We start from the raw sequence: 23,129 nt of genomic DNA, 5'->3' as shown, positions 1-23,129 counted from the left end.
TCTTATGTAGCAATATATCCCATATTATAAATGAATTTGTACATACTTGCTTTATTTATTATCGGCAGCTGGAAACAACACGAATAGCCGCCGGATGATGCGGCAGCTATTTATGCTGGATAGAGTAACTAGGGAGTAGCTATTTGTTATTTAAAATTTATTATTTAAAAGAGGAACTGAACACGTCATAATCTGGGTGGATCATTGCAAGCTACTCGGAGTGACCGTTTCACACATCGGAATGCTCATTTCAGCTCATTTCACCTATTCGTCCGATCAGTTAACTTCGCTTTATACTACTCAGGCTACCACCACTTGCAAACAAGCGATCGACGCGACGCTCTACATCAGCATCCGGTATGAGCGCTGGAGCCTGATGCGGCTTGATCCGTGCATCGATAATCATATTGTCGCAACCCCAATGCTTGAACTCATAGCTACTATTCGTGCCATACATATCATGAGACGGATTACTGCGCGTAAAGGTCACCCACAGGAAATTGCTCAAGTTCTCGCTCACCATCGCGCTATCATCACATAAAATAATGAGCGGTACCGTCTCTAATCCTAATCCTGCGCGCGACTCTAAACTTGCACATAGATCCGCCAGTTCTTGCCTTGCAGCTGTATAATCGGTAAATGTACTGCTTTGCACCGCTACGACACCCGGCATAACCAGATGCGGTTCATGGAGCGTGCGCAATCCTTTCAGCGCTTCCGGAACTTCGCGACACAGCTCGCGCCGCTTCTCTCCATACGCAGCCAAAATCACTTTACTCCCTGTGTTCAGACCGGTACCGGAATAATCGAGCGTATCGATCGTTGTGTTCGTTTGAAAATGAATGTCTCGGCGTAAATCCATACGTTCCAAAATATGGCCGATAAATTCGACTTCCTTATGCGTATCAAGCGGTTGACCGTCTTCTGCCGTAATGAATAAATATTTGGCAAGACTTACCTGTCCCGTACCGAGAATCCGATTCGCAATCGTTAAAATTTCCGCAGGCTGCTTTACTTTCTGATACGGTGTATAACGCTCGCTACCAATCGCAAATAGCAATGGATGCACACCAGCCGCATCGACAGCATGCACTTCCTTCACACCCGGAATTTCCTGCTTCACCGCATCGCCTGTTAGCTCGTGAATCAGTTCACCAAATACGGTATCCTCCTGCGGTGGACGTCCGACCACGGTAAACGGCCAGATCGCACGTGGACGCGCGTACACGCCATGCACTTTCAGCACAGGAAACGGATGCGCCAGACTGTAATAACCGAGATGATCACCAAATGGTCCTTCTCGTTTCGTCTCATCTCCAAAAATCTCACCTGTAATGACAAAATCAGCATCATTGCTTATCGCGTGTCCATCCAGATAACTATAGTTAAACCGTCTACCCGCCAGCAGTCCAGCAAATGTCATCTCACTCAAACCCTCCGGCAAAGGCATCACTGCTGCCAGCGTATGGGCAGGCGGCCCACCAACAAAAACACTCACTTTAAGCGGCTTGCCATCACGATTTGCCTTCGATTGATGCACGCCGATGCCACGATGGATCTGATAATGCAGACCGATCTCACGATTCAGTTCATAATCATTCCCCGACAGTTGAATCCGATACATCCCCAGATTTGCATTCATAATGCCCGGCTTGTCCGGGTCTTCGCTGTACACAAGTGGTAGTGTGACAAAAGCACCACCATCCATCGGCCAGTGCTGGATCAGCGGCAAATCAGAAATTTGAATCTGTTCGGCAGCCACAGGTAAGCTGTTACCATGCTGGTTCGGTAGCGCCTTATACGCAGCTAGCCCATTTTTCACATTATGAAATGGACGCTTGAGCGCCTGGATCGGATCATTACGCAGCGCAATCAGATTGCGCGTTGAATCCCATGTATGTCGGAAAATAAAGCGGCTCCGATCCATCGTACCAAAAATATTGGAAGCCGCGCGAAAACGGGTTCCTTTTACATTTTCAAACAATAAAGCCGGTCCTCCAGCTTCATACACACGTAAATGTATAGCAGCCATCTCCAGATGCGGATCAACCTCTTCTTTGACACGAATCAGATGACCGTTTTTCTCCAGATCCAGCAGACATTGTTCCAGGCTATTGTACATATCATTTCTCCATTTCGTGTTTCGACTGATATGAGGGTAAGTCCCCTATTCCCCTTATTATAATCGCAATTTGAAATGGATACAAAAGCAAGGCAGGGCTTATATTCGACAATTGTGTAACAGCGTCGCGTAATATGCAGGTGTATACCTTATCTAACTCTATGTATACATAACAACATCCCCTCCATCGACCAGCTGCCGCTCTCTACTTGGAGATGAGGCTGTGTTGCCTGTCGATCAAGGGGATGCTTGTAGTTCGCTTGTAGTTCGCCTATGATTACGCTATGTTGACCAATATTATACAGTTGCGCGTTTGAGCAGGCGAGTCATCGCGTTAATCATGCCCGAATGAGAAGCTTCATGCGCCAGATTCAGCTCCAGCAGATCATGAATCGTTTTGGCACCAGCAAAGTTATCTGCTACCGCCACCGGATCATTCAGCTTACCTTCAAAAGCTGCACGCAGCTCGTCGATTTGTGAATTAAACACGCTTAATACTTCTTCCCATGCAGGTGGTTCACCATGCCATTCGGAAGGACGTGTGTTGGGTGCAAAGAACGTTGCATAGGTTTGCGGCAATTTACGGGTTTGGCCGGAAAAACCATAGATGATGCTATCGGCAACCATAACGATATGACCGAATTGCCAGTAAATATTATTGTTAAAATCCTCTGGAATGACCTTCAATTGCTCGGTCGGAATACGATCCAGATGCTTCAGCATATTTTGGCGATTTCTTGCCAGCCAATCAAAAATAAATGTGTTGGACATGTTTATTCCTCCTGTATGTTAAGCTTAGTCGTTGTCAGCATGACCCTTCAACATCTTAACCCGATACGGGGGGATCTGTCCAATTCGGGTATGGTTTGGGTTCGTGTTACGCATAGTTGAAAGTTATTGATATCTTTTAATATTTCTTTTCTATAACATTGGTGAATTAGCCACGTCACTTCCGCTGAAAATAAACTTTCCCCTCTTGCTCGATCATGTCTACAAAGCCCTCTTCTTGCAAATACATGAGTCTGGCGAGTGAGGTGTAAAATTCGAGCAATTCTTGTGTTACAGGACGGTCATTACCGTAGATGTCCGCACACAGTTGACCGGCGGTTCTTGGACCATGAACGAGGTGGCCGAGAATTTGTTGCATGCGAAAATGGTGCCCGTTACGGATGTCACGCGCTCGTTGACCGAGGTCGTGGATTACATGATCATGACCAGGTAAGACGAGTAGTGCCGGATAGGATTCGATTAGGTCAAGCGAACGGAAGTAATCGCAAAGCGGATTCCCATCTTCCTCCATCCAAAATGGCACGACCGGCGCTGTATCGGCAAACATCATATCTGCGGCGATGAGTAAACCGGTTGGACGATGCCAGAAGCAGTAATGATCAGGGGCATGTCCCGGTGTCCACAATGCTTCGTATTCTTCATCTCCCAGCAAAATATGATCATGATGTTGATACACTTCATCCGGTTCAAGCTGAATACTGCCCATAAAGCGATAAAATTGTCGCTCCGACAGCTCCGGGCCGTCATATTTACGATTGAATAGATAAGGCGCATGGGCATCTGCCAATTCCTGCTTTGTATACGTGTCATATCGCTTCATTAAGTCAACGGTATGTTGAGAACAAATGACACGTATGCCAAGCTCCTGTTGAAACCAGGGAGCCAGTCCAATATGGTCGGGATGCATATGGGTAATAATGACCTTTTCAATTTGAAGTCCGCCTTCAAGCAGCTGAAGCCATTCGCGCTGAGTTAATTCATCATGAACTCCTGTATCCATGACGGTGTAACCCCGTTCACCTTCAAACAGATAACTGTTCACCGTACCGTCTCCATAAGGTAGTGCCAGGCGGTATACATGCTCCGCAAGTCTAACAAGTCGTTTAACCATGATGTCTCCTTTGAAGATAGATTCGCACTGCACAGGTTGTTCATGTCCTATTTTAATATAAAATCGATTATATTTTAAAATAAAAAAACTCACTTTTTGTACAGAAATATCTACACAAAAAGTGAGTGCTACTCCATATAGCTTGCGAAAGGGTAGGCTAGAGCGATGACCGACATGAATTTCACCTTTGGAGCTGATTCAAATTCTGAATGATAATAATGTCAGCACATAAACAAAGGTAATAAGTAACAAGGTCAAGGCACTATTTTCATTAATTCAATAAGGTACACTGGAATAAAGGTTACTCAGCAAATTCCACGTTATGATATACCTGTTGGACGTCTTCGAGGTCTTCCAGCGCATCGATCAGCTTCTCGAATTGAGCTTCTGCATCCGCATCTGGCAATGTAACGTATGTTTGTGGCAGCATGGTCAGCTCGGCAACGGTAAACTCTTCAATACCTGCCTGTTTGAATGCTTCCTGGATCGCATGGAATTGATCGGGCGCTGCGTACACGATAACGGACTCGTCTTCTTCTGCGATATCGCGCGCATCCACATCAGCTTCCATCAGTAGTTCCAATACTTCCTCTTCGCTTTTACCGCTCACACCGATCACGGCTGTTGAATCGAACATGTACGCTACGGAACCGGCTACACCCATGTTGCCGCCATTTTTGTTAAACGCCGAACGCACTTCCGGTGCCGTGCGATTAACGTTGTTTGTCAGCGCATCGACGATGATCATCGATCCGTTTGGACCGAAACCTTCGTAACGCAGCTCGGAATATTGTTCATCTCCACTGCCTTTAGCTTTATCCAGCGCGCGATCGATGATCGCTTTCGGTACATTATATGTTTTCGCACGCTCAAGTACGACTTTCAGAGCACTGTTGGAAACGGGATCAGGTTCACCCTTTTTCGCCGCTACATAGATTTCTACACCAAATTTAGCGTAAATTCGGCTAGTGTTAGCGTCTTTATTCGCTTTTTTTTCCTTGATATTATTCCACTTACGGCCCATACTATCCGCTCTCTTTCTGCTTGTGAATTTATACGCTATTTATTATAACGTGTTTTGCAGCGTAATCAAAATATTTTGCGTATTTCTTCGATCCTGCAACGAACTAGTAAAAGCAAAATCCTGTTCAAGTCAGCACTCAAACAGGATTTCATGTATTTTGCGTAGTACATATAAATTTGTGATCATACTGCACGCTTGAGCTTACATGTGCTCTGCCTTATCGATCTCGAGGAACAACGTATATCTCTATTCGACTATCCTGTGAATCATCAAACGATCTGGCAAGCGGTCAAGTCAAACCCTGCAAATACTAGCATGACAGTCAATAGTACAACGAATTAGTAAAGCGAATTAGCACAGCGACTTAAAATACTTTCGTCGTCCACGATTCACAATTCCACGTCTCGGTCACGATATCACGGTAAAATTCCGGTTCGTGCGAGATCATTAGAATCGTACCTTTGTACGCTTGCAGTGCACGTTTCAGCTCATCCTTCGCATCCACGTCAAGGTGGTTCGTCGGCTCATCAAGTACGAGAATGTTCGTTTCGCGGTTGATCAGCTTGCATAGACGAACTTTCGCTTTTTCGCCACCGCTCAGGACAGCGATTTTACTCTCGATATGCTTTGTCGTCAAACCGCACTTCGCCAGTGCCGCACGTACTTCGAATTGGGAATAGCCTGGGAACTCATTCCAGATCTCTTCGATACAGGAATTGTAGTTATCGGATTTACTTTCTTGCTCAAAGTAACCGATTTGTTGGTGCTCACCACGCTCGACTGTACCGGAGATTGCCGGAATTTCGCCTAGAATGCTGCGCAGCAGCGTCGTTTTACCGATACCGTTGGCACCGACGAGTGCAATCTTTTGACCGCGCTCCATACGCAAATCCAGCGGACGAGACAGCGGATCATTATAACCGATCACTAGATTTTTCGTTTCAAAAATAAGCTTACCGGCTGTGCGTCCTACCTTGAAGTTAAACTGCGGCTTCGGACGCTCCTGTGCCAGCTCGATCACTTCCATCTTATCGAGTTTTTTCTGACGGGACATCGCCATATTACGTGTTGCTACGCTCGCTTTGTTACGAGCAACGAAGTCTTTAAGCTGGGAAATTTCCTGCTGTTGACGTTTAAACGCAGATTCCAGCTGTTGCTTTTTCATTTCATACACTTCCAGGAAATAGTCGTAATCGCCAACATAGCGATTCAGTTCCTGGTTTTCCATATGATAAATAATGTTAATTACGCTGTTCAGGAATGGAATATCGTGAGAGATCAAGATAAACGCATTTTCGTATTCTTGCAAATAACGAGTCAGCCACGTAATGTGCACTTCATCCAAATAGTTGGTCGGCTCATCAAGCAGCAAAATGTCTGGCTTTTCCAGCAGTAGCTTGGTCAACAATACTTTGGTACGCTGTCCACCGGACAGATCGTTCACATCTTTGTCCAGACCGATATCAGTCAGACCAAGACCACGTGCCGTCTCATCGATCTTCGCATCGATCAGGTAAAAGTCCTGTGCCGTCAACGTATCTTGAATCGTACCGACTTGCTCCAGCAGGTCTTCCAATTCTTCAGGTGTAACATCACCCATTTTGCCGTACATATCGTTCATTTCCTGCTCCATATCGAGCAGGTATTGGAACGCGCTTTTGAGCACATCACGGATCGTCATGCCTTTTTCCAGCACAGCGTGCTGATCCAGATAACCAACGCGCATACGCTTCGACCATTCGACTTTACCTTCGTCTGGTTGCAGCTTGCCTGTGATGATATTCATAAACGTCGACTTACCTTCACCGTTTGCGCCAATCAGTCCGATATGCTCACCTTTGAGCAAACGGAACGATACATCTTTAAAAATAGCCCGGTCGCCAAAACCGTGGCTTAGCTTTTCTACATTTAATATACTCATGCATTACACCTTTTCTAGTGGACTTGAGTCTGCGTGGATTGCGGATCAATAAAGGCAGGCTCATCTTGTCCTATTATAGAGATATATAAGAGACAACTCAATGGAAAGTTGAGCAATTGCACAGGTTTTTCAGTATGAAGTAGAATGAATGCGATCACATTTCCAAATAAATCTCATAAAAGTCCAATCGCTCCTGAGCAAAACAGATCGCAATTTGTCCTTCCGGCACTTTTTTACCGGTAAAGCCACCCAGACATAAACCTAGCTCAGCAAATAACACATAACTTCCTTTGCTATTGCGTGTCACCGTATACGTCTGTTCTAGCTTTTGCACAACATCCTCAGCGGTAAAAATGTCGATATCGTCTACTTGTAACTGCCCACCTTTGCGGATAATCACATCGGTTAGCTTCTTTTCAATATATGTACAGGTGATCAAATCTCGGATCTCACGGATTTCCTCCATAATGGTATCTTTCTCGACTACAGATGCTTTGCCGACAGATTTGTTGATTTGTGTTTGTTTGCTGCCAAATACGTAGGCATCTACACTCACATAAGGGGTTAATTTCATAGGTATAGTCTGGCTCCTTTCATTTCATTTTATCATTTCATAGGGGGTCTACTGTATTCGTTTGAATGTATAACAAAAGCCTTCTGTATTTTATCATACAGAAGGCTTCCATGTAATCGATCGCTGTCATCACCCATTATACTACTATAAACGCATCAATAGGAGCTGCGCATATTAACTCCGCAGCTCCTATTTGCATTACTATCAAACTCTCTCAAATTTCCGCTTAGCCTCTTTTTTTACGAGTCATCACATCGAAGATAACCGCAAGTGCCAGTACCGCACCGCGAATCATATATTGGTACGAGATCCCTACACCGAGCAAGTTCATACCGCTGGACAGGGAGGCCATAACAACCGCACCGATGATCGAACCAGTAATTTTACCAACACCGCCGGCTGCGGATACACCACCGACATAAGCAGCAGCGATCGCATCTAACTCGAACAATGTACCTGCTGTTGTTGTTGCCGATTGCAAACGTGCCGTATACATAATACCGGACAATGCGGACAGCATACCCATGGAGCCGAATACGATATACGTAATCTTCTTCACGTTAATACCGCTCAAGTGTGCCGCTTCCGGGTTACTACCGACTGCATAAATATGACGACCCAGCACAGTACGAGTTGTTAAGAAATGGTAGATCACGACAACGATCAACGTAATCACGACCGTCCAGGAGAAACCATTGTAACCCGCAAGAATCCATGTCACATAAGCGATAATCGCCGATACGAATACGATTTTCACCATAAAGATCGGTTTGGATACAACGTCGAACTTGTATTTCAACTTCTGGTGACGCTTGCTAAATTCGGAGTAAATGAAGAACAGGATGATCAGCGCACCGATAATGAGTGACAGTAGGTTCAAGCCGCCCACATTCGAAATCGCTGGCAAATAGTCATTACCGATCGCATTGAACGTTTTATCCTTAACGATGATCGTTCCGGTATTTTCGGTGACTTGTAAGAGCGCACCACGGAAAATCAGCATCGCCGCGAGTGAGGACACGAACGATGGAATACCTACCGATGCCACGAGTACACCATTGAACATCCCGATCACGATACCAAGTACGAGAATGATTGGAATCGTAAAGTAGACCGGCATGCCGAGCTGGGATAACATAATGGCTGCAATCGCGCCCATAAAACCAGCTGCAAAACCGACCGACAAGTCGATATGGCGAATAACGATAACAAGCGTCATGCCGACTGCGAGCACAGCGATATACCCTGTCGCATCGAGCAGATTACTAATATTCCGTGAAGACATAAACAAACCATCTGTCAAAATGGAGAAAGTAAGCATAATAACGAATAACGCAATGTACATCCCGTAATCGCGAATATTCACTTTGAGCAACGATTTGGCTTCAGTTAAGAAGTTCACAGCGAATCCCCCTATTGAGTTGCAAATTTCATAATTTTTTCTTGATCGGCTTCTTCAATTGGCAATTCGCCTTTGATTCGCCCTTCTGCCATAACATAGATGCGATCACTCATACCAAGCACTTCTCCCAGTTCAGATGAGATCATAATAATGCTCATGCCTTCATTGATCAGCTTGTTCATAATCGTATAAATTTCAAACTTGGCTCCTACATCAATCCCCCGTGTCGGCTCGTCCAGAATGAGCAGCTTCGGGCCAACGAACAGCCATTTACCAAGCGATACTTTTTGCTGATTGCCACCACTCAGATTGCCGACCACCTGCTCAATAGAGGATGCTTTGATGTACATTGAGCTTTTGTAGCCGGTAGCCACCTGAACCTCCTCGTTCTCATTGATCAGCCCACCGGAGGATACGCCTTTCAGATTAGCCGCAGTGACATTGTTTTTAATATCTTGAATGAGGAACAATCCGTCGCCCTTACGATCTTCGGTCACATATGCAATACCGGAACGAATCGCTTCACTCGTATGACGGAACGTTTTAGGCTGTCCATCGACGAATAACTGCCCTTCTAATTTATAATGCTTTGGATTACCGAATATACTCAGTGCCAGCTCGGTACGTCCCGAACCCATCAGTCCGGCAATTCCGACAATCTCGCCTTTTTTCACCTGTAGGTCTACATTTTTGACAACATGACGACCAAGCTCCTGATCATAAGCACTCCAGTTTTTCACTTCCAGGATCGGGGCGCCGATTTTCTTATCTGGACGTTTAGGATAGATGTCCTCGATATCGCGGCCAACCATGTTTTTGATAATAACGGCTTCGGTTAATTCGCCATGAGACGCATCCAGTGTACAGATCGTTTTACCATCGCGTAGAACGGTCGCTTTATCTGCAATCGAAATGACTTCTTTGAGCTTATGCGAGATCATAATGCTCGTAATTCCTTGTTCCTTCAAATCTCGTAGCAGCTCAAGTAAGTTTTCGCTATCATTTTCATTCAGGGCAGCGGTCGGCTCGTCCAGGATGAGCAGCTTAACGTTTTTGCTAAGTGCTTTGGCGATCTCTACTAGCTGCTGCTTACCAACACCTAGATCGCGGATTAATGTTTCTGGATTCACATTGAGCTTCACCTTTTGCAGCATTTGGCGAGCTTCAATGATCGTCTCATTCCAGTCGATCAAGCCCCCCTTTTTCACTTCATTCCCTGCAAAAATATTTTCGTATACGCTCAAGTCAGGGAATAAAGCCAGTTCCTGATAAATGATCGCAACGCCTGCTTTGACGCTATCGCTGATTTTATTAAAACTTTGCACATTACCTTCAAAAATAATATCGCCTTCATAGGTGCCATATGGATATACTCCGCTGAGTACTTTCATTAGTGTCGATTTACCCGCACCATTTTCGCCGATCAGACAATGGATTTCGCCTTTGGCTACTTTGAAGTTAACGTCAGATAGCGCTTTTACACCTGTAAAGCTTTTGGAAATGCCACGCATCTCCAGAATATTGCCGTCCATGGAATACTCCTCCCTCGCCGGGGCGCCGAAGCGAATTAAATAGCAGATAAAATGATTGCAGACCGTCAGCTATGATGCAGATGAATTGCAAAACAGGAACAGCCTCCCGTCCCTGTTTTGCCATGTAGCTATAACGCTGCTGCGCTTACAGTCCGGTGAAATCAGAAGCTTTATAGTAACCGGAATCGATCAGCTCTTTTTTCACATTGTCTTTGTCTACAACGATAACGTTCGTTTGTTTTGCTTTTACGTCTACCGTGCCGTTATTGTAAGAACCTGTTGTTTCTGGTGTTTTGCCATCCAGCACTTCAACTGCCATACCCATTGCATCTTTAACGAGTGTGCGCACATCTTTGAATACTGTCATAGATTGTTTGCCATCAATGATGTACTGGATCGAAGCTTGCTCCGCATCCTGACCTGTGATCACATAGCTCTTAATCGCCGAGTCAGCGCCGAATACGTCAGCGATCGAACGAGCTGTACCATCGTTTGGTGCCAGAATCGCTACATCGCCTTTCATGTCAGCTGCTGCCGCAGTCAGGTGAGTTTGGGCTTTGTTTTTCGCTTCGTTTGGATCCCAGTTCGTCGTTACTTGACCGATAATGGAGCCGAGTTGGTCACGAGTTAGTTCTTTTGTATCTTTCATTGCATCTGCTTGTGTGGAGTTAGCAATTTTGAATGTGCCATCCGCAATTTTAGGTTGCAATACTTCCCATGCTCCCTGGAAGAACAGGAATGCGTTGTTATCCGATGATGCTCCAGCATACAGGTACAGTGGCTCGCCTTTACCTTTTGCATGGTCAACCAGATATTTCGCTTGTGCTGCACCTACTGCAAGGCTATCAAATGTTACGTAGTAATCTACTGCATCGGTGTCTGTGATCAGACGGTCATACGAGATCACGGTAATGCCTTCTTTTTTCGCCGATTCTACAGCTGCTGCTGCCGCTGCACCGTCTTGAGGACAGATGATCAGCACTTTGATCCCTTTATTAATCAGTGTTTCCACGTTTTCTTTTTCTTTAGCAGAAGAACCTTGACTGAACAAAATCTCTGTCGAATATTTCGTTCCAGAGAGTGCTTCTTTGAAGCGTTGCTCATCCTGTACCCATCTTGGCTCATCCTTCGTCGGCAGTACGATCCCTACGCTGATTGCGCCGTCTCCGCCGCTACCACTGCTTGCTCCCCCGCCTTTGTTACATGCGGACATCACGATGGAAAACATCAAGATGATGATTAGCAGCGAAATACCTTTAACGTGTTTTTTCAATGGTATTACCCCTTTCGATGCTTGTCTGTTTTGCTTACGAGTTCATCATAGCATCGATAGTCGTTTATGAAAGCGCTTAAATATAGCACTCTTTTGTTACTGTCTGTATTTTTTTATCATAGTGGGGGGGAAGCTTATGTGTGCTCTTTATGATGGGTGTTGCAACAATCACTGCGGGAAGGAATAAGGGGACGGACTCGGGTGGAGCCGCGGGAATCTTTGGGATGAGGAGTAAATGAAGATTCCCGCCCCTCCAAAGTCGTCCTTTCCCCTTATTTCCTTCCCTCCGTTCTGTGCTTACGCATCATGGGGAGTACACATAAGAGTTTCTGAGGAGGGGGTAGCAGTGGAAAAAAAAGTTCCTGTATACAGCTTATTTCGCTGTGTACAGGAACTTTTTTGCTGTGTATAGGGACTTCAGGTTGAAAGAAGCAGTGCGTATTTGAATAGAAATAGGATTAGAAATTGAAAAAGTATTTTACTAAATTGATTTTATGGATTATGGATTGGAGAGTTGTTGAGGTTATTTTCGATTTTCGTTTTTTGCTAGCTGGAGCGCTGTTTATTGGTTACTTATGCTAGTTGACTAATTTGTAGTTATGATAGTTTACCAATCCGCTTATAGACGGCCATCGTTTGTGTTCCTTGCATAGTAGACACTAGGCTGAGCAGCTATTAGATTTTTATTTTAGCCGATAACTAGAATTGGACCAGCTACTACAGCTAATAGTTCGGTCTGGCTCGTGTGTTACGTTTGATGTAGTTGGGTGAGTTGGATCTCATTTTCACCTTAATGGTTGCGGTCATTTATCTTTGCCGTATATGTCTGCTTTAGTATGGAAGCCATCGGCGATAAGGGTGTTGTCGATATTGGAAATATCGACGGCGATGGGTGCTAAAAGGACGGAAGGGACTTCGATTTTGCCGTTGTTGACCTGACGATCGGTTGCAATCTTTTCGTTTTTGGCTAGTTTGATTGCCAGTTCAGCGGTTACCTGTGCGAGTTTACCAATTGGCTTATAGACAGTCATAGTCTGCGTTCCTTGTACAATACGGCGAGCTGCTGCCAGATCGCCATCCTGACCAGCGACTGGAATTTGGCCGGCTAATCCTTGCTCTTGTAGAGCACGCACGACACCACCTGCGGTTCCATCGTTCGCTACGATCACTGCATCGATGTCATTATGACTTGCTTTTAATGCTTCACGCATATGTTGAAGTGCGGAAGCTGGCTTCCAATCTTTTGACCACTGATCATAAACGACGCGGATTTGGCCAGCATCGATTTTGGGTTGTAATATATCAAATACGCCCTGCTTGAACATATGGGCATTGTTGTCTGTATCGGCACCACCAATGTAGACGTACTTGCCTTCAGGTACAAGCGCGGTAATCGCATCAGCCTGTAATCGTCCTACCTGCTCGTTATCAAAAGATACGTACAGATCGACATCCGCATTTTTTACCAGTCGATCATACGATAACACTTTTACTCCTGCTTTATGGGCACGATTCACAATGGCTGCTGTCGCATCCGCGTTATGTGGAACAAGCACAAGCACATCGATACCATCAGCGATCATTTGCTCTGCCTGTTCGATTTGTTTGGCATCGTCACTATTCGCAGAAGTGACAACGACGTCTGCGCCCATTTGCTTTGCCGCCTGTACAAAAAAGTCTCGATCTTTCTTCCAGCGCTCTTCCACCAGTGTATCCATCGCAAAACCAATTCGGATTGGCTTTGAATCGGAAGCAGTTATCGCTTGCTTGGACGTGGCTGTATCGGTTTGTGTATCTGGCTTGTATTGATGCTTCGTATCTGTACGTTCTGTGTTGTTGGTCATTACCGAATCCTGTGTGCTCACACCGGATGTGGCTTCCTTGCTGGAGCAAGAGGTAAGTAGCATACCAAGCAGCAGTACAAGCAGAATAAGCAATGTGTCTATCCATAATCTGTCACCTTGAACATAACGTTTATCCGAGCAACCTGATCTTAATTGTCGTTGCTGTCTGCTCATTCGCGTGCACCAAGTAATGTTTTACGATATTCGGTTGGCGATACGTCAGCCATCTTTTTAAATACTTTGCTAAAATAGTTCGGATCGCGATATCCGACTTCATACGTAATTTCTTTCAGGCTTAAGTTTGGATCAGACATGAGCTTCTTCGCGCGCGTAATCCGGCATTCTGTTAGAAAGTCGATATAGTTCACGCCCAGCTGCTCTTTGAACAGTTTACTAATATAAAAAGGACTCAGTCCGAATTGATCACCTATTCCTTCTAATGATATATCCTGACTGGAATGCTCCATAATATATTGCTTAATCTGACGAATCGTATCCGGCTTGATCTTCTGACTGTATTCATCCGATTGACTGCGCATTTGCTCCAGTATGAGCGCTGTCTCATACCGCAGCTGGCGATAATCCTGTACACTGGACGAATATACCGGTGCTTCCAGCTCTACCCCCATCTCGGTTAGCATTCTTGATGCAATCCATAACCGCTGCAAAATAAGCTGCTGCGCATGAAGACGATCCAATCCTTGTTCTTCATAAAAGCGAATAAATTGCATCGTATCTTCACGCACATGTTCCCAATCGCCCACACGCACCTGATCAAACAAACGCTGTTCCGCCAGCCTTGCTTCACGATGGCTATTATCCGGAGTATACGTAGCAGCATGATCCATATAAAAGCGGTATTTTACCGGCAGATTCGGATTACTTGTCGCAATCAATGCTTCTTGATACGATTGACGCAGCTGTGCATGCACACCGTATGCATTACCGATCCCGATAAAGCATTGACTGCGTAGCTTCGGTCCAGCGGCAGCCAGCAATTCCTGTGCCAACTCCGATGCCTGCGCACGTAACGATTGTCCGGTACGACGGAAGGCGATAATCGGGATTTGTCGTCCATTGAGTGCACCGACTAATCCGCTACCGGTTCGGCTCACCTTATCTCGTATCGCTAAATACAGATGCTCTCCTTCTTCGGGAATAATGACCGCCATGGCGAACTTCTCGCAATCAGGGTTCACATGCAGCCAACCTACCATCTCGTCCAGATGTACTTCATGTACATGATCAAATAACAGCTGTGTTACCATATCTGTTTCGATCACAGGCAGCAGTCGTTGTAACGTATGATCACGCTGTAAATTGTGCTCGCGATGAACACGCTCTTCACTGATCTGATTGAGCACTCGTTTCACAGTAGAGATAATTTCCCCCGCTTTACTCGGTTTGAGCAAATAATCTTTCACACCCAGCTTGAGTGCACGGCGTGCATAGTCAAACGTATCGTAAGCCGTAATCATAATGAACTTCATATCAGGAAAGCGTGACCCGATGATTTCGGTTGCTTCCAGTCCATCCATGCCGGGCATTTTAATATCCATCAATATGAGATCCGGCTGAAATTGTTCGGCAAGCTCTACTGCAATCTTGCCATTTTTCGCCTGCTCGATCGTCAGGTCAGGAAAGCCCCGGTGTAAAATAGCCTGTAGTCCTTCGCGTCCTACCTGCTCGTCATCAACGATAAGCAGCTTCATCATAAGCGTCGATTCTCCTCGTTTTCGGTATAGTTAGTCGCACTCTTACACCGGCGCCCTCGGTACTGTGAATATCAATCACATCATGTACACCATAAAATAGTCGTAGCCGCTGTACTACATTCGTAAAACCGATCCCTGTCGAATGCCCTTCGTTTTCGATCGGCTGTTCATTTAAAATTTGTTCGATTTTATCGCTACTCATGCCTGGTCCATCATCAGCGATTTCAATAATCACATGTTCTCCTTGATCCTGCACGATCATTTCAATCGTCCCCCCATGCTCATCCGGCTCGACCGCATGATTAATCGCATTTTCAATAATCGGTTGCAGCGTAAGACCTGGCATCTGGATCGATAGACATTCCTCATCGATATCGGTATATAAACGCAATCGATCGGTAAAGCGTGCTTTCTGAATTTCCATATACTGCTTCATTACACGCACTTCTTCATATAGTGTCACCGAACGATCCATCCGCTTGAGATTGTAGCGCAGCAGTCCTGCCACGCTGACAAGCAGATCACTCGTTTCCTCGGCACCTTCCAGAAACGCTTTTTTCGATAATGTATCCAGAATATTAAATAGGAAATGGGGATTAATCTGACTTTGCAGACTGCGAAGCTGACTTTCCTGTAGCAGCAGCTTATTACGCTGTAATTCATTTTCAAGCTGTGCCTTTTGCTGAATTTCGGAGATCAATCCATTGATGCTAATACGCATATGCTCGAACATTTTGGCCAGAAAGGAAATCTCATCGGAGGAATGAACCCGTACTTGCAAATCAAAGCGTCCTTTCGCCAATTCCTGTGCAGCCTGGGTCAGTTGCTGAATCGGACGTGTAATGCTAAGCGAAAACCAGTACGTAAATAATAGTAGCCAAAATGTCATCGTCACGAGAATCCAAATGCCCAGTTTTTTCAATTCAGCTGATTGTTGAATAATACCGCGATAAAATTGCTCGTAGGTGCTCAATTCCTTATCCAGCAGCGTGAGCGTCATATCGGAAATATACTTTGATATGCGTGTCGCTTCGGCAAACGCATCTGCCGAGTCTTCGCTTTCCTTTTCCGAATGGAACATGACCGCCCGTTCAGACGTTTCAATCAGGCTATCGATCAAATTAATATAGCCGGTTAAAGCAAAATCATTTTCGCTATTACGCAGATTCGTAATATCCAGCTGTGCACTACGAAGCATCTCTTCTTTACGGCGAAGACTGCTTAGATTGCCTTCTGCCGGTGTGATCAAATAACTATTGAGCGACGTTACGACCTGCTGGCTGGAAGTGGTCACTTCATTGAGGCGTAAATATCGTTGTAAAATTTCATTGTACTGGTTCTCGGTCTTCTGGTTGTAGTACATCAGCGTAATCCAGATCATAAGCATGATAAACATAATCATCGCTGTCAGTGTCCATATTTTCCGTTGAATTCCGATCATTGTTCATCCGCCGCCGTTCGCATATGAATATCTGTTAAATAGCCTTCGCTCTGTATCGGGAGCGGGCTTCCTTTGAGCCATTTGATCATCATTTGCACGCTCACTTTTCCCATCATTTCAGGCGACTGCTCCAAAATACCGTCGATTTTGCCGCTCCGCAATAACGGAAGCACATCCGGATTATCGTCAAACGAATAGATTTTAAACGATTCTACCCGTGCGCGCTGACTAATCTCCTGCACCATCGCTTCTGTAAGGTTGGAATCAATTGATATAAAAGCGCTTACATTAGGTAGCTTGTTCATCGCATCCTGTGTAGCAGCGATAATATTTTCGCGAATTTCCGGTGTCTGTACATACAGCGAATGGATCTTCGGATACTGATCCAGTACGTGCTCGATTCCAGCCAGACGCTGACGCTGATCATACTCATTGCGATTATCGCCCATGAGTACGACGGTGCCTTGCTCACCTAGATTATGCACAAGCTGACGTGCCAGCATCTGTCCGGCGGCTACAGGGCTGGAACCGACATACGTTTTACGCAAACTTTCCTCGACAGGTACGTCGCTAGCTACTGTAATAATCGGGATACCGTAAAAGGCCGCTTTCACCTTCGTTAGATTATTAAATTCAGTCGTATCGATGCCCTGTACAATGATGCCATCCACACGCGAATCAATTGCAATTTCCAACTGCTTCAAAAAGCTTTCTCGATCCTCGCCATAGCTTCCCCAGATTTCCAGTGTCGCATCCAGACTTTGCGCTTCTAGTTCTGCACTGGTTCCTAGCTTTTGCCAGAACGGAGTACCCATATCAGAGGTGATCAGAACAAGGCGGTATTTGGCATGTTGCGGATGACCTGACTGTGGTAGTTCATGTGCAGATTCGACGAACCGAACCGCCGCAGACAGAGTAAAAGCTAAAAGGGTCAGACAGACCGCCGCCAGTAAAACGCTTACTTTTTTGTGCAAATGAAATACCCCTCTTTTCAGTCACGATACTGTATTATAGCACCTGCGACCCTAAAGCTTGAAGATAGAAAAGGAACATTTTTTGATGAATGTTGGGCTGGTGGTGGTTCTGAGAAAGATGCTAATACCCCGTGATGTTGTGAAAACATTCTTCTCCGCGACATCAGACAATCAAAAATCTCAGACGAGCAAAAACAGAACAGCATTCGCACAGGCATTCATTACTCAGTCCATAGCGAAAATGGAGCTGCTAAATGGATCAACCTATCGTTTGCTGTTCTGTTCGGTATGTTGAGACGGAAACGTACAATATATTAGTTAGAACATGGATTAAAATGTACCTTTGATAAAATTGCTTTATCACATCACTGTAATTTTTACTTTGTCTAATTACTTTTGCATATTGACTACACTTACGATGGGAACTAGCTATCATCACTTGACCTCTCAAGATGAATGCCTTCTTATAGAGGATATCATATACATCGGCTGTTATCACAATTTTATAACCATTTTATTGAAAATAATGTTCATATTGGATTTTGAAATATTAATAAAGAAATGTATTATGCTGCCAATCTTGCGTATTAGCAGTCGTGTATATGGATGATCTGTTTGATCGGTGTGTTGATTGTACTTACCTTCCAAATGTAATCTGCTCAACGGGTTGTACGTTAGCAAATCGTCCGTTCCATACATATTCATGATGCCGAATAATCTGTTCTGCTGATAAAACCTCGCTATCCAGCGTGCTGTGGGCATCCTTCGCCAGGATGTTTTGCTGGTAACCGATACTATACGCATTACGCAATGTCGTATCCAGACAAAATTCGGTCTGCGCACCGGCAAATACGATCTGCTCAATCTCATTTCGGCGCAGCCAATCGAGCAAACCGGTTCGATAAAAAGAGTCCCAGCGTGTTTTGCGGAATACCACATCTTCAGGTAATCGCTTCAATTGATGACATATTTCCCAATCGGGCTTACCTGGATAAAACTCGTCGTCCGGGTGCTCCTCGCAATGCTGAATGAATACAACAGGCACTTGCTCCGCTCTTGCTTTCTCAATGAGCGTGTTGGTCTGCTTGATAAGAGAATTACGTTCGTATAAAGCATTTTCCTCGCTATTGAAAAAGATTTCCTGCATATCGATGATGATGAGCGCTTGTTTGGTCATAGGTTCCTCCCGTGGGATGTGGTTTGGTTTTGATTATTTTTCCGTTTTATAAGATCGGGATTACTTTATTAAAAGTGTACGGTTTTTGTGTGATCCTAGCAATGAGAATTGTTTCGAATTGGATCGGGCTGGGTTGTTTAGTGGTCGTTGAAACGTGGTTTTTAGGTTTTATTATTGTGAATTTTTCATATAATGAAATTTTAATTTTAAAGGTTGAAAGTTATATTTTTACATTATGAGGTCGTACAGATATGCTGAAAAATACAATCACTTTCTCCTCATTTTCAATTCATTGTATTAAACAAACTTCAATTATGCTTTAAATCGCTTCAATTCGAGATGATAAATTAGGGTAGCTAATCTAAATATAAAAGATCCTTTTTAGCGCCATATTTGATCTCCATTTTGATCGGGAGATGTCTATGGATCGCGTCAAAAGGATCATAATATAGCATCTGTATTCACATATCATTTATAACTGTAAGCTTAATACTCCATTTATTCTTTCATTTCATTTTCGTCTTGCATTATGTTAGCCTGTTGTTCAGAATTTCCATTAGGCTGCAAATCTGACATCGATTCATTGCTAGGCACAATAGGATTACCATTTAAATTAGGGGGACTATTTAAAAATTGTAGCGGATCCATATTGATCAAAGATGTAGATACCGGTGGCAAATTTGATAACAGCTGATTTTGCAGTTCAATATCCTCTATTGGAGATTGACTTGCAAATAATGCTTCATTCTGATCTGGAGTCATCTCAGAATTTATCATTGAAGGCGAAGATACAGATTGGTAGGTCGAATTATTTATTTTTCGTCTTTTAAACATCTCTTCTATTTCTTCACTATTCTGTTGTTCTCCTCCAATGGTATTTTGGTTTTTGTGTTTATTTTTTAGTGACTTTTGTTTTAAGAGTGAGTGTTTTGGGAGTTTGCTCTTATTATTATGAGAGCTAGGAGACGCTGATTTTTGTCTTCCCAATGAAGAGGTGACTGAAGATGGATTATTGTTTACCATCATAGAATTGACGAGTAATTCATTTGAAAACAGGTTGATATTCCCAATTGGAAGTGGCATTTGTAATGAAAAATTAGACTGATTAGTCGATTCAACCTTTTCGTTTGCTTCTATATCATTCATACTTTGCTCATCTGTTTGTTTATCATAAATAGTTAATTCATCGGCAATCTCTTCAGAGTCGTCACTTGGACCTACCATCAGTAATGAAGAATGGAATGGATCCCCAACTTCATTTGCTTCATGTGCTTCATCTGTTTTAATAAAGTGATCTGTGTTACTCTCTTGAACGATCTTCGGTTGTAACAATATACTATTTTGAAAAATCAACTTTTGCATTTCCTCATACTGTTGAGCATATTTATTGCGAATAGCTTGCATCTCTTTAATCATCGTCGTTTGATCTAGTATTATATTTTCGTCATGTAGTTCTTGTATATCTTCTGTTTCTTCCATTTCTTCGTTTTTTGATTCCTGTAGATCTTCTTCAGACCCTTGTATGCCTTTACTGATTAACTTTGCATCAGAAAGTTTTTTCAAATCTTGACCCATAAATCGCCCAATGTTAGGATAAGCATTTATAATTCCTTGTTCCCACTCATATAATATAATTGCCATATGCTCGCGTTTCTTAGCATTAGTAGAATCTTTGATATTACTAAACATTTTCCAGTTCACATCTAAATGCTTTAATGACTCTTGTTTGCCTAACAGGTTCATCATCTTATTCCACTGTTGCCGATTAGGTTCGTCTAATTTTTTTAGTTCTTTAATTTTCTTTTGTGTTTGTGAATCCCATTTTCTCAACTTTTCTGGAGTAAATTCTTTATTGAATTTTTTGTGCAATTCTTGATCATATTTTGCAGAAATCGTATTAGAGATTACTGTATTATTCATGTCAATTGATGATGAAACACCATCACTAGTGTTCTCATTGCTAACAATATTTCCTTCCAAATTTCCTTCCAAAAGACCTAAGTAAGAATTAGCATCACCTTCACCCTTGCCACTTGCAGCACCATCTTTAACGGAAGTAAGAGGAGCAGACTGATAAGCCACAACATAATCAGAAATCATCGTTTGCACAAAATTTTGCCAGCCTAATTCGCTTAATTTCTCATTAGACAAAGCTTTTTTTATTTTTTCAAGATTAATCTCAATTAATTTTTGGGCTTCTGTTAATCTCGTTTTATTGCGTTCTACGTGCTGATTATAAGTTTGCGGTGATATATTTCTCTTCCTATTTTTCACAAAATCTTCAGCAGAAAACTGTGGAGAATTAATCATTTTAGCCCAATCCTGACTTTCTAAAATCGTCCATTTTTCATACATGTGCGCCAACATTTGAGTTAATGGCTTTTTTTCACCTATTTGTCTTAATGCTTGCAGTGTAAGTGACCAGGAAACGGTATGTGATTTTTGGCCGATTGGGCCGTATTTAGTTAGCGGCCGATCGTTAGATAATAATAATTGATCTATGTTGAAAGAATGAGCGGTTGCTTTATTTTCTTCTCCATCTTCTTCTAATTCAATTAGTGACTGAAAGTCAGAACGAGTAAGTGGACTATTACTTGATTCTTCATTATTGTTTTGAATGGTTTCTTCGGTAGTGTTTGTATCCTTTTCTTCGTCTAATTGTGCGATATCCTCATCTAACGCCGCGTCATCCTCTGTTTCAGCTAACTTTATGATCTCTGTAGCAAATTTAGATTTTATATCCCGATCGAATTCAGACTGAAGTACCTGTTGTTTAATATCATGTTCATAAAGCTTCCATAGGTCTGGATATGCGCGAGAAAATGCAGTGGCGTACTCTTTTCGCAACAAATTTAGCTCCTGGTCATCTTTGATTCCGTTTACAGAATCTGTACCTGGGTCCCAATACATTGCGGCTGCATGAGTAACACGTTTGAGATCCGCATCATTTCTAACCATCGGTTTTTCTGCTTGCAATTTCGTTAATACTTGATTGGCAGCAGGCTCTCCGTGACTAGAAGGTCTTGTTTCATTAATCCCTTCTTCATCTTTCTTTTCAGTAAAACCTGTATGCGTAGTCAATGGCGCAAGCTGCAAGGCTACAAAATAATTAGAAATTGCCTCTTGGATCTTTTTAACCCATTCGGATGAAGTGTGTTTACTTTGAAGCAATTGATCAAAATAGCTGCTATTGTAATGATTGACATAATTCACAAATGACGGAAAATTATCAGACAGCGTTCTTTGTTTCTCACTTGCTTGGTTTATTGCCAAAGTAGCTTGCTGATTTAAAGCTTCCCAATCTTTTTTTAAGTAATTCTCAATAAAGTCTTTTGCTCCCATCTGATTGACGGATTCATAAGCTTTTTTCAATAAGGTCCATGAAATAGAATGCGCCATCTGTTTTTGATCAAACTGGGTCGGTGGTCGATAAGAAGCTGGTAATTTGATTCGGTTCACTCTGTAATTATTAACGTCACTTTTAACATCCACTCCATCTGTTCGACGTAAGCGAACTGTATTTGTATAAATAAATTGTGCCTGCATGATTGGGGTATTGGACATTTCCGAGTGCGGCATTGAATCGAATATTGCATCACCGATGCTATCATGGAAATGTTCCGATCGCTCTGAATACTCATTTTTATCAAGTGCTAATGAAGCCTGATTTGTCTCTAATGATGGCAAAGGTTGTGAAGGTTGTAGAGAACTAGATTGTAGATGTTGGGTCATGAACTGCTTGACTGCTTGATTACCCAGCTGGCGCTGCATTAACAGTAAGCTGGACGAGTTTGAGGGTGGCATTCGATCGATCCCTGGAACGACAACATGGCTGCTGCCGGAAGGCGTTACTGTCTGAGATAGCGGATGTGCAGATGATATTTGCTCTGTTTTGGTGTCTATTTTCGGTGATGACGATTTATGCGCTGGATACTCCATTTCCATATGTGCATTTCGCTCCATTCTGAATTGATGTATATGCGCTTTCTATGTAATCTATGTTAATTATAAAATAAGTTGAGTTTCATGTCGTTAATTAATTAATAGTGCTAATGAAATAATCGAATTTAAACCTTATTAAAATGGTAGGGGACGCAGAATGACATTTAGAGATTTATTCGTTTGTAAGTTACTTTTTTATTTTCTATTATTAATTTTTTATTGTTTTCTATTATGAATTTATGAATTTTTCATATGTTGATTTTTTATAAAATATTCAAAAAAACCTAG

General features: G+C 43.2%; 15 protein-coding genes. All 15 read right to left on the bottom strand.

What is annotated here, in order from left to right; genetic code table 11:
* Positions 1–280 precede the first annotated feature (280 nt).
* Positions 281–2,122: a UbiD family decarboxylase gene (locus AAHF22_RS04865; RefSeq protein ID WP_347323836.1), complete on the bottom strand. Its 1,842-nt coding sequence runs from the start codon at positions 2,120–2,122 to the stop codon at positions 281–283.
* Positions 2,123–2,419: 297 nt separating this feature from the next.
* Entirely contained in the window at positions 2,420–2,893 is a 474-nt protein-coding gene (locus AAHF22_RS04860; RefSeq protein ID WP_347323835.1) for a DinB family protein, read from the bottom strand.
* Positions 2,894–3,068: 175 nt separating this feature from the next.
* Positions 3,069–4,022 (bottom strand): MBL fold metallo-hydrolase, encoded by a 954-nt coding sequence (locus AAHF22_RS04855; protein WP_347323834.1) that lies wholly within the window; start codon positions 4,020–4,022, stop codon positions 3,069–3,071.
* Between the two features lie 301 nt (positions 4,023–4,323).
* Complete coding sequence (locus AAHF22_RS04850; RefSeq protein WP_347323833.1) at positions 4,324–5,046, bottom strand: YebC/PmpR family DNA-binding transcriptional regulator; 723 nt, start codon at positions 5,044–5,046, stop codon at positions 4,324–4,326.
* Between the two features lie 364 nt (positions 5,047–5,410).
* Positions 5,411–6,967 carry an ABC-F family ATP-binding cassette domain-containing protein gene (locus AAHF22_RS04845; RefSeq protein WP_347323832.1) on the bottom strand — a complete coding sequence of 519 codons (1,557 nt, stop codon included), beginning with the start codon at positions 6,965–6,967 and terminating at the stop codon, positions 5,411–5,413.
* A gap of 154 nt (positions 6,968–7,121) precedes the next feature.
* Entirely contained in the window at positions 7,122–7,541 is a 420-nt protein-coding gene (locus AAHF22_RS04840) for a hypothetical protein (RefSeq protein ID WP_347323831.1), read from the bottom strand.
* Positions 7,542–7,767: 226 nt separating this feature from the next.
* Positions 7,768–8,943 carry a sugar ABC transporter permease gene (locus tag AAHF22_RS04835; protein WP_347323830.1) on the bottom strand — a complete coding sequence of 392 codons (1,176 nt, stop codon included), beginning with the start codon at positions 8,941–8,943 and terminating at the stop codon, positions 7,768–7,770.
* An 11-nt stretch (positions 8,944–8,954) separates the two neighbouring features.
* Positions 8,955–10,475, bottom strand: a complete 1,521-nt coding sequence (locus AAHF22_RS04830) for an ATP-binding cassette domain-containing protein (RefSeq protein ID WP_347323829.1) — start codon at positions 10,473–10,475, stop codon at positions 8,955–8,957.
* 145 nt (positions 10,476–10,620) lie between these two features.
* Positions 10,621–11,748 (bottom strand): sugar ABC transporter substrate-binding protein, encoded by a 1,128-nt coding sequence (locus AAHF22_RS04825; protein ID WP_347323828.1) that lies wholly within the window; start codon positions 11,746–11,748, stop codon positions 10,621–10,623.
* An 803-nt stretch (positions 11,749–12,551) separates the two neighbouring features.
* Positions 12,552–13,766: a D-xylose ABC transporter substrate-binding protein gene (xylF, locus tag AAHF22_RS04820; protein WP_347323827.1), complete on the bottom strand. Its 1,215-nt coding sequence runs from the start codon at positions 13,764–13,766 to the stop codon at positions 12,552–12,554.
* Positions 13,763–15,307, bottom strand: a complete 1,545-nt coding sequence (locus tag AAHF22_RS04815) for a response regulator (protein ID WP_347323826.1) — start codon at positions 15,305–15,307, stop codon at positions 13,763–13,765. Before AAHF22_RS04815 ends, xylF begins: the two co-directional genes overlap by 4 nt.
* Complete coding sequence (locus AAHF22_RS04810) at positions 15,285–16,748, bottom strand: sensor histidine kinase (RefSeq protein ID WP_347323825.1); 1,464 nt, start codon at positions 16,746–16,748, stop codon at positions 15,285–15,287. The genes AAHF22_RS04815 and AAHF22_RS04810 overlap by 23 nt, the downstream gene beginning before the upstream one ends.
* Complete coding sequence (locus tag AAHF22_RS04805) at positions 16,745–17,722, bottom strand: sugar ABC transporter substrate-binding protein (protein ID WP_347323824.1); 978 nt, start codon at positions 17,720–17,722, stop codon at positions 16,745–16,747. The genes AAHF22_RS04810 and AAHF22_RS04805 overlap by 4 nt, the downstream gene beginning before the upstream one ends.
* Positions 17,723–18,359: 637 nt before the next feature.
* Complete coding sequence (locus AAHF22_RS04800; RefSeq protein ID WP_347323823.1) at positions 18,360–18,899, bottom strand: cysteine hydrolase family protein; 540 nt, start codon at positions 18,897–18,899, stop codon at positions 18,360–18,362.
* A 498-nt stretch (positions 18,900–19,397) separates the two neighbouring features.
* On the bottom strand, positions 19,398–22,844 hold the full coding sequence (locus tag AAHF22_RS04795) for a hypothetical protein (protein WP_347323822.1): 3,447 nt from the start codon (positions 22,842–22,844) through the stop codon (positions 19,398–19,400).
* Positions 22,845–23,129: the final 285 nt, after the last annotated feature.

Origin of the sequence: Paenibacillus wenxiniae (assembly GCF_039822605.1) — a bacterium.
Classification (GTDB): Bacteria; Bacillota; Bacilli; order Paenibacillales; family Paenibacillaceae; genus Saccharibacillus; species Saccharibacillus wenxiniae.
This window is presented reverse-complemented; position numbering and strand designations above follow the sequence as displayed.

Coding starts and splice junctions, on each gene's coding strand:
- xylF (WP_347323827.1), bottom strand. CDS start 13,766: ATGAGCAGACAGCAACGACAATTAAGATCAGGTTGCTCGGATAAACGT.
- AAHF22_RS04850 (WP_347323833.1), bottom strand. CDS start 5,046: ATGGGCCGTAAGTGGAATAATATCAAGGAAAAAAAAGCGAATAAAGAC.
- AAHF22_RS04845 (WP_347323832.1), bottom strand. CDS start 6,967: ATGAGTATATTAAATGTAGAAAAGCTAAGCCACGGTTTTGGCGACCGG.
- AAHF22_RS04860 (WP_347323835.1), bottom strand. CDS start 2,893: ATGTCCAACACATTTATTTTTGATTGGCTGGCAAGAAATCGCCAAAAT.
- AAHF22_RS04810 (WP_347323825.1), bottom strand. CDS start 16,748: ATGATCGGAATTCAACGGAAAATATGGACACTGACAGCGATGATTATG.
- AAHF22_RS04865 (WP_347323836.1), bottom strand. CDS start 2,122: ATGTACAATAGCCTGGAACAATGTCTGCTGGATCTGGAGAAAAACGGT.
- AAHF22_RS04795 (WP_347323822.1), bottom strand. CDS start 22,844: ATGGAAATGGAGTATCCAGCGCATAAATCGTCATCACCGAAAATAGAC.
- AAHF22_RS04800 (WP_347323823.1), bottom strand. CDS start 18,899: ATGACCAAACAAGCGCTCATCATCATCGATATGCAGGAAATCTTTTTC.
- AAHF22_RS04840 (WP_347323831.1), bottom strand. CDS start 7,541: ATGAAATTAACCCCTTATGTGAGTGTAGATGCCTACGTATTTGGCAGC.
- AAHF22_RS04815 (WP_347323826.1), bottom strand. CDS start 15,307: ATGATGAAGCTGCTTATCGTTGATGACGAGCAGGTAGGACGCGAAGGA.
- AAHF22_RS04830 (WP_347323829.1), bottom strand. CDS start 10,475: ATGGACGGCAATATTCTGGAGATGCGTGGCATTTCCAAAAGCTTTACA.
- AAHF22_RS04855 (WP_347323834.1), bottom strand. CDS start 4,022: ATGGTTAAACGACTTGTTAGACTTGCGGAGCATGTATACCGCCTGGCA.